13 protein-coding genes are annotated in these 15,905 nt (G+C 36.1%); 1 reads left to right on the top strand and 12 read right to left on the bottom strand.

The window, feature by feature from the left end; translation table 11 throughout:
- Positions 1-5: 5 nt before the first annotated feature.
- The 5 genes from FSZ17_RS13545 to FSZ17_RS13565 form a co-directional block, all read right to left on the bottom strand.
- Entirely contained in the window at positions 6-902 is an 897-nt protein-coding gene (locus tag FSZ17_RS13545) for a hydroxymethylglutaryl-CoA lyase (protein WP_057770901.1), read from the bottom strand.
- Complete coding sequence (locus tag FSZ17_RS13550; protein ID WP_057770903.1) at positions 903-2,105, bottom strand: CaiB/BaiF CoA transferase family protein; 1,203 nt, start codon at positions 2,103-2,105, stop codon at positions 903-905. It lies immediately after the preceding gene.
- Positions 2,106-2,189: 84 nt separating this feature from the next.
- A complete protein-coding gene (locus FSZ17_RS13555) occupies positions 2,190-2,837 on the bottom strand; it encodes a GntR family transcriptional regulator (protein WP_057770905.1) in 648 nt (215 codons plus the stop codon).
- A 221-nt stretch (positions 2,838-3,058) separates the two neighbouring features.
- Positions 3,059-3,754, bottom strand: coding sequence for a CDP-diacylglycerol--serine O-phosphatidyltransferase (gene pssA, locus FSZ17_RS13560; protein WP_057771519.1), 696 nt, complete (start codon positions 3,752-3,754; stop codon positions 3,059-3,061).
- Positions 3,755-4,209: 455 nt separating this feature from the next.
- The gene (locus FSZ17_RS13565; RefSeq protein ID WP_057770906.1) at positions 4,210-5,763 is read right to left on the bottom strand and encodes a fatty acid--CoA ligase; all 1,554 of its coding nucleotides are present in this window, start codon (positions 5,761-5,763) and stop codon (positions 4,210-4,212) included.
- A gap of 229 nt (positions 5,764-5,992) precedes the next feature.
- On the opposite strand from FSZ17_RS13565, the gene FSZ17_RS13570 reads away from it, so the two are divergent.
- On the top strand, positions 5,993-6,271 hold the full coding sequence (locus tag FSZ17_RS13570; protein ID WP_057770909.1) for an excalibur calcium-binding domain-containing protein: 279 nt from the start codon (positions 5,993-5,995) through the stop codon (positions 6,269-6,271).
- Between the two features lie 65 nt (positions 6,272-6,336).
- Here the strand turns inward: FSZ17_RS13570 and FSZ17_RS13575 are convergent, their stop codons facing one another.
- The 7 genes from FSZ17_RS13575 to FSZ17_RS13610 form a co-directional block, all read right to left on the bottom strand.
- The gene (locus FSZ17_RS13575) at positions 6,337-6,858 is read right to left on the bottom strand and encodes an RNA polymerase sigma factor (RefSeq protein ID WP_228460208.1); all 522 of its coding nucleotides are present in this window, start codon (positions 6,856-6,858) and stop codon (positions 6,337-6,339) included.
- Positions 6,859-6,883: 25 nt separating this feature from the next.
- Positions 6,884-8,830 carry a DUF6449 domain-containing protein gene (locus FSZ17_RS13580; RefSeq protein WP_228460210.1) on the bottom strand — a complete coding sequence of 649 codons (1,947 nt, stop codon included), beginning with the start codon at positions 8,828-8,830 and terminating at the stop codon, positions 6,884-6,886.
- Complete coding sequence (locus FSZ17_RS13585) at positions 8,805-9,704, bottom strand: ABC transporter ATP-binding protein (protein WP_057770915.1); 900 nt, start codon at positions 9,702-9,704, stop codon at positions 8,805-8,807. The genes FSZ17_RS13580 and FSZ17_RS13585 overlap by 26 nt, the downstream gene beginning before the upstream one ends.
- Complete coding sequence (locus FSZ17_RS13590; protein ID WP_057770916.1) at positions 9,691-10,086, bottom strand: GntR family transcriptional regulator; 396 nt, start codon at positions 10,084-10,086, stop codon at positions 9,691-9,693. The genes FSZ17_RS13585 and FSZ17_RS13590 overlap by 14 nt, the downstream gene beginning before the upstream one ends.
- 328 nt (positions 10,087-10,414) lie before the next feature.
- Positions 10,415-12,478 (bottom strand): formate dehydrogenase subunit alpha, encoded by a 2,064-nt coding sequence (gene fdhF / locus FSZ17_RS13595; RefSeq protein WP_228460212.1) that lies wholly within the window; start codon positions 12,476-12,478, stop codon positions 10,415-10,417.
- Positions 12,479-12,760: 282 nt separating this feature from the next.
- A complete protein-coding gene (locus FSZ17_RS13605) occupies positions 12,761-13,531 on the bottom strand; it encodes an IclR family transcriptional regulator (RefSeq protein WP_057770923.1) in 771 nt (256 codons plus the stop codon).
- A 57-nt stretch (positions 13,532-13,588) separates the two neighbouring features.
- Positions 13,589-15,766: a malate synthase G gene (locus FSZ17_RS13610; protein WP_057770924.1), complete on the bottom strand. Its 2,178-nt coding sequence runs from the start codon at positions 15,764-15,766 to the stop codon at positions 13,589-13,591.
- Positions 15,767-15,905: the final 139 nt, after the last annotated feature.

Raw genomic sequence — 15,905 nt, forward strand, 5'->3', positions numbered from 1 at the left:
AACCCTTATATTATTTTTTTCCTTACTACTTGGCGTATTCTTCCAAGTGGGGTTTTACTTGATAAACTTGCTGCATAGTCAGCTGCTTCCAATAAACGTTCAAAATTTATTCCGGTATCTATCGACATTCTATTAAACATATAAACTAAATCTTCTGTAGCGAGATTCCCTGCTGCTCCAGGTGCAAAAGGGCAGCCGCCAATCCCACTAGCTGACGTTTCGAAAATTCTAACGCCTGCATTAAATGCCGCGTATGCGTTTGTAAGACCAAGACCTCTCGTATCGTGAAGGTGAATAGCAACAGGTGTCTTCCCAGTTACTTCTAATACACGAGAAAGCAATCGAAAAGTTTGCTCTGGATCGGCGATACCAATCGTATCTGCAATACCAATCCGATCAGCACCTGCTTCTACTGCTCGCTCTACTAATTTTAGAACTACATCTGGATTCACGTTACCTTCATAAGGACAGCCAAAGCTAACTGCTATTGAAAAGCACATTTTCATTTTGGTCTGATCGATTTTATCTTTTAATTTAGTAAACTCTTTAAAATTATCTTCAATGCTTATCCCAATATTGCGCTGATTGAATGTTTCGGTAGCAGCAGTTACCCAGTTCACTTCGTTAATTGGGAATTTCGTTGCACGCTCAAAGCCTTTTACATTCGGAATAAGGGCAGTGATTTCAATATCATTTAGTACAGCACATGATTTAATCACTTCTTCAGCATCTGCCATTTGAGGAACTTTCATAGGATGAACAAATGAGCTTGCTTCGATATGATTAATACCAGCTTCAGCTAATAAATAGATCAATTTACTTTTCTTAACGGTTGGTATAAATACCGGATCATTTTGCAAACCATCGCGAGGACTAACCTCAATAATGGAAACCTTCTCCATTTATATAACCCCCGACTGCTTTAATTTCGCAATTTCATTAGCATCCATATTAATTAAATCTTTAAAAATTTCATCGTTATGCTCACCTAGAGTAGGGCCAATCCATTTCAGATTACCAGGAGTTTCTGATAATTTAGGCACTACGCCAGGTGCTAGTACTGTTTCGCCAGTCGGAAGTTCGATTGGTTCCAGCATTTTTCTAGACTTAAATTGTTCATCTTTAACAATATCCTTAATACTATAAATCGGGCCTACCGGTACTGAAGCATCATCTAGTAATTTTTGAACTTCTTTAAGGGGACGTTGTTTAGTCCATTCTTCAATTGTTTTGTCAATGAACTCAACATTGTCAGCACGCCCTTGATTGTTTGCTAACTTTGGATCATTTGCTAAATCTTCTCTCCCCATCGTTTTCATTAATCGCTGAAAAATACTATCACCATTAGCCCCAATGACTAAATACTTACCGTCAGCACATTCATAGGTATTCGATGGTGCTATGCCAGGTAAAGTACTACCAGTTCTTTCACGGATTAATCCTGTTAAATCGTATTCCGGAAGGATTCCTTCTAATAAACTAAAGACAGCCTCATATAGCGCAACATCAATTAGCTGGCCTTTCTTCTCAGGATCATTGTCACGTGCTCTTACCGCCATAATTGTTCCGATAACAGCATAAAGTCCTGCAACTAAATCTCCTATTGCAATTCCAACTCTTACAGGTGGTCTATCAGGATAACCAGTTAAAAATCTTAAACCTCCAAACGCTTCAGCGACACTTCCGAAACCAGGCTTGTGGCTATTAGGTCCCGTTTGGCCATAACCAGATATTCTTGTCATTATCAGACTTGGGTTAATTTCACTTAAGTGCTCGTAGCCAATTCCCCATTTCTCCAACGTACCTGGGCGAAAATTTTCTAGAACAACATCTACTTCACCAGCAAGCTTTTTTACTATTTCCTGCCCTTGTTGATCTCGTAAATTAATGGTAATTGATTTTTTATTTCTTGCTTGGACATACCACCAAACTGAATTATCTCCATGCATGATTCTCCAATTTCTGAGTGGGTCTCCTTTTTTTGGCTCTTCCACTTTTATAACTTCCGCCCCAAATTCTGCGAATATTTTACCTGCAAAAGGCGCTGCAACTAAATTACCTAACTCTAATACTCTTATACCTTCAAGAGGCATTTTTTTTGCCAATTTAATCTTCTCCCTCCTAGCTGCTATTTTTCCGCTTTACATAATTGAAGCTTAAATCTGAGGAATGCTTGCATTTACCGCCGTTTATCCTAAGTAAAGCTGATAATCTGCTTCAAGATGCTTCCTCATATTTTGTTTGGCTTTTTCCTTGTTTTTCTCTTTAATCGCAAGAAAAATATTGTAATGATCCCTAAGGGCCGTTTCTTTTCTCATAGGATTAATTTCTAAAATGGTGCTTCTATAAAAACTTATAACTCCCCTCAACTCAGTAATCATTTTAATTAAGAAAGGGTTTTCGCTCGATTCCACAATAATTTGGTGAAATCTTTGATTTAATTCGTGAATTTTTTTCATATTGTTTTCTTTTACCTCAACTGCTGAAATATTTAATATGTATTCCATCTCTTCTATATGTTTTTCAGTCCTTCTTTCGGCAGCATACATGGCAGCTAGTGGCTCAAGCTCGATTCTACATTCATATAAGAATTGATAATCTTTTATTGTTGGATTATATACTGTGACTCCACCTTGGAGCTGTTCAACAACTAGTCCATCCTTTTCTAACCTCCGAATGGCCTCACGAACCGGACTGCGGCTGACCCCTAGTTCTTCAGCAATTTTCTCTTCTATCAATCTCTGACCTGGTTCAATTCCACCTGTAACAATTTGATCTCGTAAATATTCATAAACCTGATCTAACAAAGTATCTCTTCTAATAATTTTCTTTGTCATATACTCCCCTCTTCGTCGACGGTATACTGTATGCATAACATATTTATTAGAATAATATGAATAATTTTATTAGTCAATAATTTAATTTTCTGCAAATTATTTTTTAAAAATAATATGTGGAAATAGATAATAGAAATTATTATCAAAATAAATAAGAGTGAGACAAAAATGTCTCACTCTCTACGATCAGTTCATTATTAATTACTGTTAAAAATTAATGGTCATTCATGTTTTTTATTCTTGCCTTTTACAAATCGATAGGCTAAATAAGCAATATACAGCGGAGCAGCAATATAAATTAAATATGGAAACTGACCATGTGTACCTGTTTCGTAAATAATATAAAGCAGACAGCCGAGAAAGATTGTAACGATTGTACCGTACTTTGGTAAAGGAATTTCTTTTAGGCTCGGGATTCTAATTTTGCTTACCATTAAAAAACACATTCCTGTAAAAACAACTGTTGTGATTATTTGAGGTATTTTATCTCCAAATAAAGTAAGAATAGCTAAAATTCCACCAGCCGCGGTTATAGGTACACCAACAAAATAGTTCATCGAGGATTTAGTTGAACTAATGTTAAACCTTGCCAAGCGATATGCCCCGAATAATGGGAATAATCCTGCGACGAAAAATCCTATCATCCCAAATTGAAAAAAATATGTATAAAAAATTAAAAATGATGGAGCCACTCCAAAAGTAACGATATCGGCCAATGAGTCCAGTTCTTTCCCTAATTGACTGTCAGCATTTAACATTCTAGCAAGTCTACCGTCCATACTGTCCAGCATCATACCGATTAAAATTAATATAGCTGCATTGTTAAACTGGCCGTTTGCCGCAAATCCAATAGACAAAAAACCACAATATAAGTTTCCAAGTGTAAGCATGTTTGGGATTGCTTTTTTTATTCGCACTGGCATTTTTCTCTCCTAATTCATTTTCTTAATCATATGTAATTATGTTATTTTCACCCAATAATTATTAAAAAACTTCGCCTTCGTTAAATCTATTCTGGCGAAGGCTATAGTTTTACATATGCGCTATCTAGCAATAATATTATAATAACTACTCATTCACTTTAGTACGTTAAAAAAACGTAACTTTTTTACTAGCCAATAAAGATTATAACACTTTTTTCCTTACTTGATTAAGCAATACATAAATTAATTAGAAAAACTTGGCGTTCGCCTAGTCCTTTTTGGCGAATGCCTTAGTTTTACTTATGCGATCTTATTAGCAGATATTTAATTGAACACACACTTTACTTTAGTACGTTAATAAACATAAACTTTCTTATTAGCTAAAAAAAGCACCGGAATAACCGATACTTTTCAATCATAAATCGGTATCTATACTATTGTTGTTCATTTTAAAATAATTCTTCAAGCTGCTTTCTGAGCATGAATTTTTGAATTTTTCCACTCGCATTTCTAGGTAGAACATCGCAAAAAATATATTTTCGTGGTCTCTTGTAATTAGCCAGCTCCATACTATTTTTACAGCAATCGTCGAGATCCTTTTCCGAAAGACTTTGATCTTTTTTCACCACGAATGCCGTTACTGTCTCTCCCCATTGATCGTCTGGCTGACCAATGACTGCTACATCCAAGACACCACTATGTGTATAAAGAACATCTTCTACTTCTCGAGGGTAAATATTCTCTCCCCCGCTAATAATCATGTCATCTACTCGGTCTTTCACCCATAGATATCCTTCATCATCAAGGTAGCCAATGTCTCCAGAATAATACCAGCCACGATATAACGCATTCTTGGTAGCTTCTGTTCTATTATAATATCCGCTCATCATGCAAGGACCTTTTACAATTATTTCTCCTGACTCTCCAATCGGAACAATATCATTTGGCTCTGAAGGACCATCCTCTCTTGGCCGAACAATTCTAATTTCATGATTTAGGCAAGCTTGACCGGCCGAGCCGGCTTTCCTAATCTGATCATCTTCTGTCAGAAATGAAATTGCTGGACCCATTTCCGTCATACCATAAGCCTGAACGAGTTGAATTCCTAATTTTTCTCTACATGCCTTGACGAGTGTTGGCGCCATTGGAGCCGCTCCATAAAGTCCTAGCTTTAAGCTTTCTAGCTGATATACCTCAAGATTTTCTTGTAGCAGCATATTCCACATTGTTGGTGCTGCAAAGAACTTTGTAATTTTCTCATCATTAATTAATTGAAGCACTATTTTAGGGTCAAAATGATGGAGTATCGTACTTTTTGCACCGACATGTACACGTGGTAAAAACGCAACGTGTAATTCAGCACAATGAAACATCGGTGCTATAACGAGCCCATTATCATTTTTATCTAGTTTTGTCGCACTAATACAAATTAAGCTCTGCTCAACCATTTCGCGGTGACGGTGAACAACTCCTTTTGGCCTGCCGGTTGTACCGCTCGTATACATAATTGCATAGACATCATCTTCATGTATTTCTGTCTTTAGTTCAGATATTGGAGCTGCAGATACTTTCTCTTTATAGCTTGCAGCATATGAAGGAACATCACCATCTATCGCCAAGAAGGATGTTTGAGGAAAACGTGTAGTAATCGGACAAATACCTGCTTCAAGCATTTTTTCATAAATGACAATCTTTGGTTGTGCATCTGTAAGAATATATGCGACTTCTTCAGACATCAAACGGAAATTAATCGGATTAAATATGGCACCTATTTTTGCACAGGCAAAAAATACAGTTGCTAATTCCTCAGTGTTGAATAAATAGGTTGAAACGATATCCCCTTTTTTAACACCTTCTAGCAAAAATGCATTGGCTAGCTTATTCACTTCAAGACTCCACTCTTTAAAAGTGAATCTTAAATTCTTTTTCACATCATATAAAGCTTCCTTGTTCGGATATTTTTCTACTGTTAAGTCAAATATTTTTCCGATTGTTATTGTCATCTAGTTTTCCTCCTTCAATCTTTTGATAATGGAAATTCTAAAAGGACTTTTTTTATCGCTCATTAACGGTTGCATTTTCCATAGCGTGACCCTCAAACATCGTTTGAAGCCCATATCTTCCAGCTGCTTAAAGTGATAATGAAAAACAAATAATCTATTAGTCTTTGAATATTCTGACTATATATAGTATGATGTATTGGTAAAAATATAATATAAAAGGAGAATATTTATGAAAAAAATAGGTACTATTTTCCTTTCAGCTTTATTAGCTATTGGTTTTTCCTACAGCGCCAATACTAGTACTGTTGATGCAAAATCTCCAATAATGGCAAAAAAATATCAGAATTGTAAAGAGCTGAATAAAGATTATGCAGGAGGAGTCGCTAAAACAGCTTCTGCTAAAAATAAAGGTGGAAAAACAAAGTATAAACCACATATTTCAAAAGAACTGTATGACGCAAATCAATCAAAAGACCGTGATGGTGACTTAATCGCTTGTGAAAGATAATAGAATTATATAAATAAAGGGCTCAATTGGAATATCATCATTCCGATTGAACCCTTTTAATCCTTCTATGCCAAGTCCTTTTCCACTAGCATTTGCTTCAAATACTTGCGTACCCGATATAATTTAGTCTTGACGGTATTTTGATTTAATTCTAGCAGCTCTGCTATCTCTCTTTCCTTCAAACCATGTCTAATTTTTAGCATAAAAACCCTTTTTTGATCAATAGAGAGGGAGTTTATGCAATCGTTGATTTTTTCATTGAGGAGATTGATCTCCACTTCCTCTTCTACATTATGATTCATTTTTATTTGGGCATTGTCTAAATCCGCATATGCTTCAATATTTTCATTCGTTTTCCTTTCCTTTCGGATAAAGTCAATCGCAGTTCTTGTTGCAATTGCAGAAAGCCAGGCACCTATTTTCTCTTTTTCTTGAATCGTGTTGATTTTTAGGTAAGCCTTAATGAGTGTCTCCTGCACAACATCTTGAGCTAGATAATAATCTCGTGTAATACCGTAAGCTACATGGAATAGACGCTTATGATAAAGATCACAAATCTCCTTCATATCAACTGAAGAATTCTCCACTCCCATCCTCCTCCCTCACTTGTACTTATTGAAAATACTGTTTTACGAAATCTGGTATATTCTTATCGGTAAAGCTTTTTATATCAATCGTACCTTCCTCTTTATAGTAAAACCCGACCAAATATGATCCATCGATATTGCTGCTAGCATTTTGCAAGATCGTTTCAATCTTATTTTTATCCGTTATTTTCAAAGTGTTTGGATGACCTTCCATTTTATCGAATACCTCTTCATACGAGAACCCTCTGGCAAAATTGATGTCAAGATCTTCTTCCCGAGCGATATAGATTTTTGAGATATCTGAAGCATTTACTCTAGCATTCTCTAACAATCCTTTTTGGCTTAGCCATTGTTCGAACTGCTTATATGAAATACGCCATACCATTGATATGTTTTTGTCATCTTTTTGCATAATTTCAATAACGGAATAAGGCCCATTATCATTTTGAGTTTCTTCATATGTGGAACGATCTATTTCTTTTTTTAAAACAGAGATCATTTCCTTCAATTCTACTGGATCAACAATGACGGCTTTTTTGCTTATTGGTTCCACTGGGCGAATGGTTATTTTTTCAATTTGATCGACATTTATTTTGAAAATCTCATTTGTGGTTCTCTTATATTCATCTGATTCATGAATAAGCTTATAATAGTGAGCATATTCCTTCTTATCAATCTGATAACTCCTTACAAGCGTCTTACCATTTTTCAATTCATAGGCAAAAAAGGCAGGATCTCCATTCATTTTATTATCGTTTTTATTCGAAACAATCTCCTTATGGAGTCTTCTAACTAAATCAATATTTTCAGGTTCTTTAAGATAATAGGGAGATTTCGTGTCGCTAAATAAATAGTAACTATCACTAAAGTGAACACGTTCAATTTCACTCGTATAAGGGACATTTTTTTCATATTGTGTAAAGTCAAACTGAAATAAAACCACTAATATCGCCATTACACCAGCGTATTTAATAAGCCCTTTAATATGAATAACGATTCTCCAAGATTTTTGCAGCACCATTTCCGCGACGAAATAACCAAGAATGGCTCCAAATAAATAGCCGGCAATTAGCCAAAAGGTGCCTCCTTCCATTTTTCCAAAGTACATGCCACCTAGCAGCATCGTACAAAAGGTTGCTCCATATTTAAAAACAGGCTTTAGAAATGGAAACATCAGTGCTTGTGAAACAGCTTCTAGCTTCCTTCTTTTATACACCCATAAGGAAAATCCATAGAGTATAAAAATTAGCAGAATATAAATGATGATTTCAACTGTCCCTAATGGGCTATGACCTAAATAAGTAAGTGCAACAAGTGGTGAAATCGATTCAATCTTGTTGGCCATAAAATATTGATCAGGAAATCCGTAAAGATAAAATGGCAAATTATATCCTAATAATATTAAGAGACCAATCGGAAGCAATAGAATAATATAGGTTAAAGCTCCTTGAACAGCAGAAAGCCCCGTGATCATCGCAACAAATACCCCTGTCATATATATCAGCAAATTGAACATTATCGTAATGCCCAACCATTTAAAAATTTCAGCTATCGTAAAAAAATCTGCTAAATTCAATGGTATATATAGGGCAAATATGATGATCGCATTGATAACATTAGGCAGGATTAGAAAGACACAGCCAGCTAGTGTGTATTGATGATAGATTCTTTCTCTCCTAATAGGGAGACTGTGCATAAAATCGCTATATGATCTTACTTGTAAAAATCGAAATAAAAATACTGCTAACAGAACAGGAATGGCAATATTTAAAACTACCTGTATTCCAGAATTAAATTGGAACAAACTTTCTTCATACACATATTTCCTATGTTCTTCTGAGGAAGATGTCATTAATATTTCTAATGGAACTGCAATAAATTGACCAAGAAAATATATGATAGAAACCCAGCCGACACTTCTTGTAAGTGTCTTCCAAATTTCTCTATTAACCAAGGATATTTTGGACTGCATAGCCAACATCCCCCATTTCATAAATAAAAATTTCTTCTAATGTAAGTGGCAGGATATCGAATATGACAGGATTATACTTTTCAATATTGGCAACAATTTCATCTTGTTTTCCATTCAAAATGTATAGAAGTATACTACCTCTTTTTTCCTTATGCAGGACTTTGATATTTTCAAAGATTCCTGGAGGGATTGGGCCCTTAAATGCAAGTTGAATTTTATGTGTATCTGATTTTAGATCGTCCAGCTCTTTTTCAATGATCGTTCGGCCTTTATGCATTATACAGACGAAATCACATATGTCCTCAACTTCTCTTAAATTATGGGAAGATATTAAAATTGTCATTTCACGCTCAGCTACATCTTCAATTAGCAGGCTTTTTACATTTTTTCGCATGACAGGATCAAGTCCATCCATTGGTTCGTCCAGGATTAACACATCGGGTCGAGTTGATAACCCTAGAATAAATGCAGCCTGTCTTTGTATACCCTTCGAAAATTTATGTATTTTCTTATGAACATTCATTTCAAACACCTTCACCAATTCTTCAAACCGCTGTTGATCCCAGTTCGGATAAATATTTTCATAGAACTGTGCCATTTGCTTAACATTATATTGAGGAAGGAAAAAAGGGACATCTTGAATAAAAAATATCCTATTCTTTATTTCTGAGTTCTCATACACTTGTTGGTCCTCAATAGTAATTAATCCTTCGTCTTGAATGTATATTCCAGTTAATAGCTTTAAAAGTGTTGTTTTTCCTGCACCATTTGAACCAAGTAACCCATAAATCGAGCCTTTATTTACGTTAATGCTTACATTTTCAACCGCTTCTTGCTCCTCAAATGACTTCCGAACATTACTAATTTTGATCATTTTCCATCCCACCTCCAACTGAAGCTTCGAGATCTTTGATGATTTTATATAATTCTTCTGCTGTCATTCCTAAGTACATTGCTTCAGAAAGCAGCTTAATTAGTTCATTTTTCACCTTTAATAGTTTTTCACCATTTGGCTTAGGACTAGCAGGGCTTACAAAACTTCCTTTTCCTTTAATGGAATAAATATATCCTTGTATCTCCAGCTCCCGATAAGCCTTTTGAATTGTATTCGGATTAATTGTCAGCTGTTGGGCCAGCGTTCTTACTGAAGGTAGCTGTTCATCTGACTTTAATACCTCTGTTATTATCAGCTCTTTAAGCCGTTCAACCAATTGCTCATATATCGGTTTTCGACTTCTGACATCCAGTTCAAACATACCAACCCTCCAATCTGTATGTAGTGTACTACGACTCGTAGTACAGTTAATACAGTTTGATTATATTACATAAATTTAGAAATGGGAATAGATTATGTAAAATTATTTTAAGTGGCGGATATATTGAAAAAGTGGCGGATATATTGAAAAAGTGGCGGATATATTGAAAAAGTGGCGGATATATTGAAAAAGTGGCGGATATATTGAAAAAGTGGCGGATATATTGAAAAAGTGGCGGATATATTGAAAAAGTGGCGGATATATTGAAAAAGTGGCGGATATATTGAAAAAAGGAAAAGCGGCAGCCGCTTTTCCTTTTTCTATATAGCTATTGAAGTGCTCTAATTTTAACCGCACATGCTTTAAATTCTGCAGTACCGGAAATTGGATCGAATTCATTAATGGTTAACACATTTGTTGGAACTTCGCTAAAATGGAAGCTCATAAAAACAAGGCCAGGAGCAACCTGATCAGTCACTTTTGCTTTAACTGTTACACTTCCCCTTCTAGAGCTGACCTCAACTAGATCACCAGATTCAATACCTAATCGAGTCGCATCTTCTGGATGGATATCAGCTGTTTCCTCTGTTTGTTTTATCTTCACACCGCTTGCATAGAACTTTGTTTGTGTATGTGTATTATAAGATTCATAGCGTCTTCCAGTTGTAAGTGTGAATGGATACTCTTCATCTGGGAGTTCGATTGGCTCGGTATACATAACAGGTACAAATGGTGATTGTCTAGAGCTTGTTTCACCTTCATCATGATAACGCTGATGAAGAATAAAGGTTCCTGGATGGGATTCGTCTGGGCAAGGATAATGTAGACTATATTCTTTCTCTAGTCTTGAATAAGGCATCCCTCCATACATTTCCCAAGCTAACGAACGCAGTTCTTCCCATATTTCTTCACTGCTGTTATAGTGCATATCATAACCAAGCCTAGTTGAAATGTCGCAAAGAATTTCCCAATCATCCTTTGTATTCGGATGTGCATCTACCGCCTTACGAACTCGTTGAATTCGCCGGTCCGTATTCGTATAAGTCCCTTCAACCTCACCCCAGGACCTTGCAGGCAACACAACATCTGCTAATTTAGCAGTTTCTGTTAGAAAAATATCCTGAACAATTAATAAGTCTAATTTCTCGAGCAATTTCCTTGTATGATGCATATGGACATCAGCCACAAGCGGATTCTCACCAATACAATAAAGCGCTTTCACAGAACCGTTTTCCATATTTTCAAATGCTCTCGTTTGCGTATCACCAGATTCAGGATTTATTTTTACATTCCATGCCTTTTCAAAACGGCCACGGTATTCGTCATTCGTCAGGCTAACTGCACCAGGAAGCTGATTTGGCAAGCATCCCATATCGCCGGCACCTTGTACATTATTTTGACCGCGTAATGGCATGATTCCGCTTCCTTCTTTTCCAATATGTCCGGTTAAAAGGGCCAGATTAGCAATATCGAATACATTGTTTACACCACAATGGTGTTCTGTAATACCTAAAGTGTAAGCAATCATTGCTTTATCTGCTTTTGCATATTCCCTTGCTGTATCAATTATATCTTGAGCAGCTACCCCTGTAATTTTCGCAGCAAATTCTGGAGTATACATTTTCACTTGCTCTTTTAATGTATCAAAATCCACAGTGAATTTATTTATAAAACTAGGTTTATATAATTCTTCTTCAATAATGACATGAATCATGGCATTCATTAAAGCAATATCCGAGCCAACATTTATTTGTAAATGTCGATGAGAGCTCTTTACCATATCTATCTTTCTAGGATCTACTACAATAATCTTCAATCCAGATTTTACTGCTTTTTTCATACGGTTTGCTATAATGGGATGAGCTTCGGTTGTATTAGAGCCCATTAATAAAAGCACTTCTGCCTTATCAAAATCTTCTAAAGTGTTTGTTGGAAATCCACTTCCAAATACAGTTGCCAGACCGGCAACACTAGGGGCATGTCAGGTTCGATTACAGCCATCGATATTATTACTTCCAATGATCGTTCTCATAAATTTTTGAGTCACATAATTAACTTCATTCGTACTTCTAGCTGTGGCAAACATCGTAATGGCGTCAGGTCCAAATTGAGTTTTAATCTCTTTAAGTTTCTCAACAATAAATTGATAAGCCTCATCCCATGTTGTTTCCACAAGCTTACCAGCTTTTCGGATTAGTGGTGATGTTAATCGGCTATTCGCATGGACATATTCATACGCAAAAGATCCTTTTACACATGTCTGACCTTTATTAACTGGAGCATCTTTGTCTCCGCGAATCTTTACAATTTTATTTTGGTCGACATCAAGGATTAGTCCACAGCCTGTTCCGCAATACCCACAAACCGTTTTGATCTTGGCAGTCTCTTCCATTTTCTAGCCTCCTTTTTATTTCAAGAAGAGTCTCTAGCATCGTTCAATCATTTCTAAACAATAATTAGAGAGCTTCTTACAAAACTTGGTTTCCAAAAAGATGAAAAGGAAACGGTTACACATTTGAATTTTCTAAATATATCCTTATTATACTATATATTATTTTGGCGGTTAATACGCAGAGTAAGAATATTATGAGAAATAACTGCCCAAATGTCTCTAAAAAAATATGCTCAATTCACCTATAAATATATGAGGTAAATCAAGCATATTTTATTAAAGTTATTTTATTATATGCCCAAGCCTTGCCGAAATTTCGCGGCCAATGTGAATCATTCTTGGATGCAGCTTTTCTAATCGATCGGCCGTCATTCTCAGCGTCGGTCCCGAAATACTGACAGCTGCGATCACCTTTCCTAAATGATCAAATAATGGAACTGCAATGCATGTTATACCATACTCATTTTCTTCTAAATCTAACGCATAGCCATTTTTACGTATTTGATTTAGCTCCTGAAGAAACATCTCTTTATCTGTCATGGTTTTGTCGGTATGAACAGGTAATCCCTTCCGTTCAAGAATATCTGTCACAACATTTGTAGGCAGATGTGCAAGGATTGCTTTACCAACGGAAGTGCAATGCATTGGGGCTCTCCTTCCTACCTTCGAATGCATTCTCAGCGTTTCACTGCCATCTAATTTTTCTATATAGACGACTTCTCCTTGATCATATACAACGAGATGAATGACCTCATTTGTTTCATATTCAAGCTCCTTCAAAAAAGGCTTTGCCTCTTCTCTTAAATCAATAGATTCCAGCAGTCTTGAGCTTACTTCTAAAAATTTATATCCGAGCTTGTAGCGCCCCGTTTCATTGTCCTGCTCAACAAATCCATATTGGACAAGTGTTGAAAGAATTCGATAAACTGAGCTTTTATTAATATCAATTTGATTAGCAATCTCTGTAACTCCAAGTCCTCCCTTTTTCATGCTCACTAGCATGATAATATCGAGAGCCCTACTTACTGATTTAACCATATTCTCTCTATCCACATTTTTCTCTCCCAAGGTGAAATCTGTCTATTATTTTCAATAATGAAGCAATCTTTTTTATTGTTTAACAGCAAACTTCGCTTTTGCCTCTAATCGTCTGCAGTGCAATATCGGCTCAGTATAGCCATTTGGCTGTTCATAGCCTTTATAAATGAGGTCATATGCAGCTTGATAAGCAATAGAGTTTTCGTAGTCTAAAGCCATTGGATGGTAAGCAGGATCGTCTGCATTTTGTTCATCAACTACTTTTGCCATTCTCATCAGAGTCTCTTCCACTTGTTCCTTCGTACATATTCCATGATGCAGCCAGTTTGCTACATGCTGACTTGAAATTCTTAATGTAGCACGGTCCTCCATTAGACCTATATTATTGATATCCGGCACTTTCGAACAGCCTATTCCTTGGTCTACCCAACGAACAACATAGCCAAGAATGCCTTGTGCATTATTATCAAGCTCCTGTTGGATTTCCTCATGCTTCCATTCTGGCTTATCAGCTACTGGTACTTGTAAAATTTCATCTCTTAAATCTTTTATTCCTTCAAGCAGTTGAAATTGGACTTTTCTCACTTCAACCTTGTGATAATGAAGTGAATGAAGTGTTGCTGCAGTAGGTGATGGAACCCATGCTGTATTTGCACCAGCCTGAAGGTGGCCAATTTTTTGCTTCACCATTTCTGCCATCATGTCAGGCATTGCCCACATTCCTTTTCCAATTTGTGCTCGACCTTGAAATCCAGTCGCTAAACCATTATTGACATTTGATTTTTCATAGGCACCAAGCCACTCAGTTGCCTTCATATCGTTTTTACGAATCATAGATCCTGCTTCCATTGAAGTATGAATTTCATCTCCAGTGCGATCAAGGAAACCTGTATTAATAAAAGCAATTCGCTCCTTAACCTCACGTATGCATCCCTTTAAATTCAATGAAGTACGGCGCTCTTCATCCATTACGCCAATTTTTAGTGTGTTTCTCTTTACTCCTATTAGATCTTCAACACGATCAAATAATTCGTTTGCAAAAGCAACTTCCTTTGATCCATGCATTTTTGGTTTGACGATATAGATGGACCCTTTTGTTGAATTCCGATAAGCTCTGTTTCCAAGTAAAGAATGCTTTGCAATTAAACTAGTAACAACAGTATCCAAAATTCCTTCTTGAATTTCTTCTCCATTCTTATCTAGAATCGCATTGATTGACATTAAATGACCAACATTTCTGACAAACATTAATGATCTGCCAGATAGAGTAAAAGGTTCTCCTTTAGGCGATAAATAGCTTCGGTCGGCATTAAGTGTTCGAGTAATCGTTATATTTCCTTTATTGAATGAGGCTGATAAAGTCCCTTTCATTAAGCCTAACCAATTACGATAAACAAAAACTTTATCTTCTGCATCAACGGCAGCTACAGAATCTTCACAATCCATGATTGTTGTCAGTGCTGCCTCAAGAAGAATATCCTTCACTCCCGCTTCATCTGTTTGCCCAATTGGATGTGTACGATCAATTTGAATTTCAAAATGAAGTCCATTGTTTTTTAACAAAATGGCATTTGGATGATCATGTTCTCCTTGATAACCAGCCAATTTATCTTCATCTGCTAATCCTATCTCATTGCCATTGTCGAGCGTAACAGATAATTTTCCATCTTTAATTAGGTACATTTTTGCATCTTTATGCGACCCAGTCTTTAATGGAATTGCTTCATCTAAAAAAGTCCTTGCAAAGGCTATAACCTTGTCACCACGAACAGGATTGTAGGCTCCGCTCTTATGTGCACCAGCTTCTTCTGTGATTACATCCGTCCCATATAATGCGTCATAGAGGCTCCCCCAGCGAGCATTAGCAGCATTTAGAGCATAACGGGCATTATTAACAGGCACAACAAGCTGTGGACCAGCTTGAATCGCAATTTCATCATCTACATTTTCAGTTAATATGCAAAAATCCTCGACCTCATTTTCAAGATAGCCGATTTCCTTCAAAAATGCTTTATATCTTGTAAGATCAAAATTTTTATTTTCTAGATGCCATGTGTTAATTTTTCTTTGCAGCTCATCCCTTACAGCAAGTAATTCTTTATTTTTCGGTGATAAATCATGAATGATTTCCTCAAAACCATTCCAAAACTTCACTTCGTTTACATCACTTCCTGGAAGAACCTCTTGATTAATAAACTCATAAAGCTCACTGGCTACTTGCAGATTTCCTATTTGTTTATAAGCCGACATTTTATGGCCTCCTTCAAAATTTTTTTACACCTTATTTATCTGATTGTTTGGTATTACGAAACACCGTTTCATTCTATCGTTAAAAAAAGAGTAACATAAATCATTATATAATTTCAATAATATTCAAAAAATTATCTAT

Source organism: Cytobacillus dafuensis, from assembly GCF_007995155.1.
Lineage (GTDB): Bacteria > Bacillota > Bacilli > Bacillales > Cytobacillaceae > Cytobacillus > Cytobacillus dafuensis.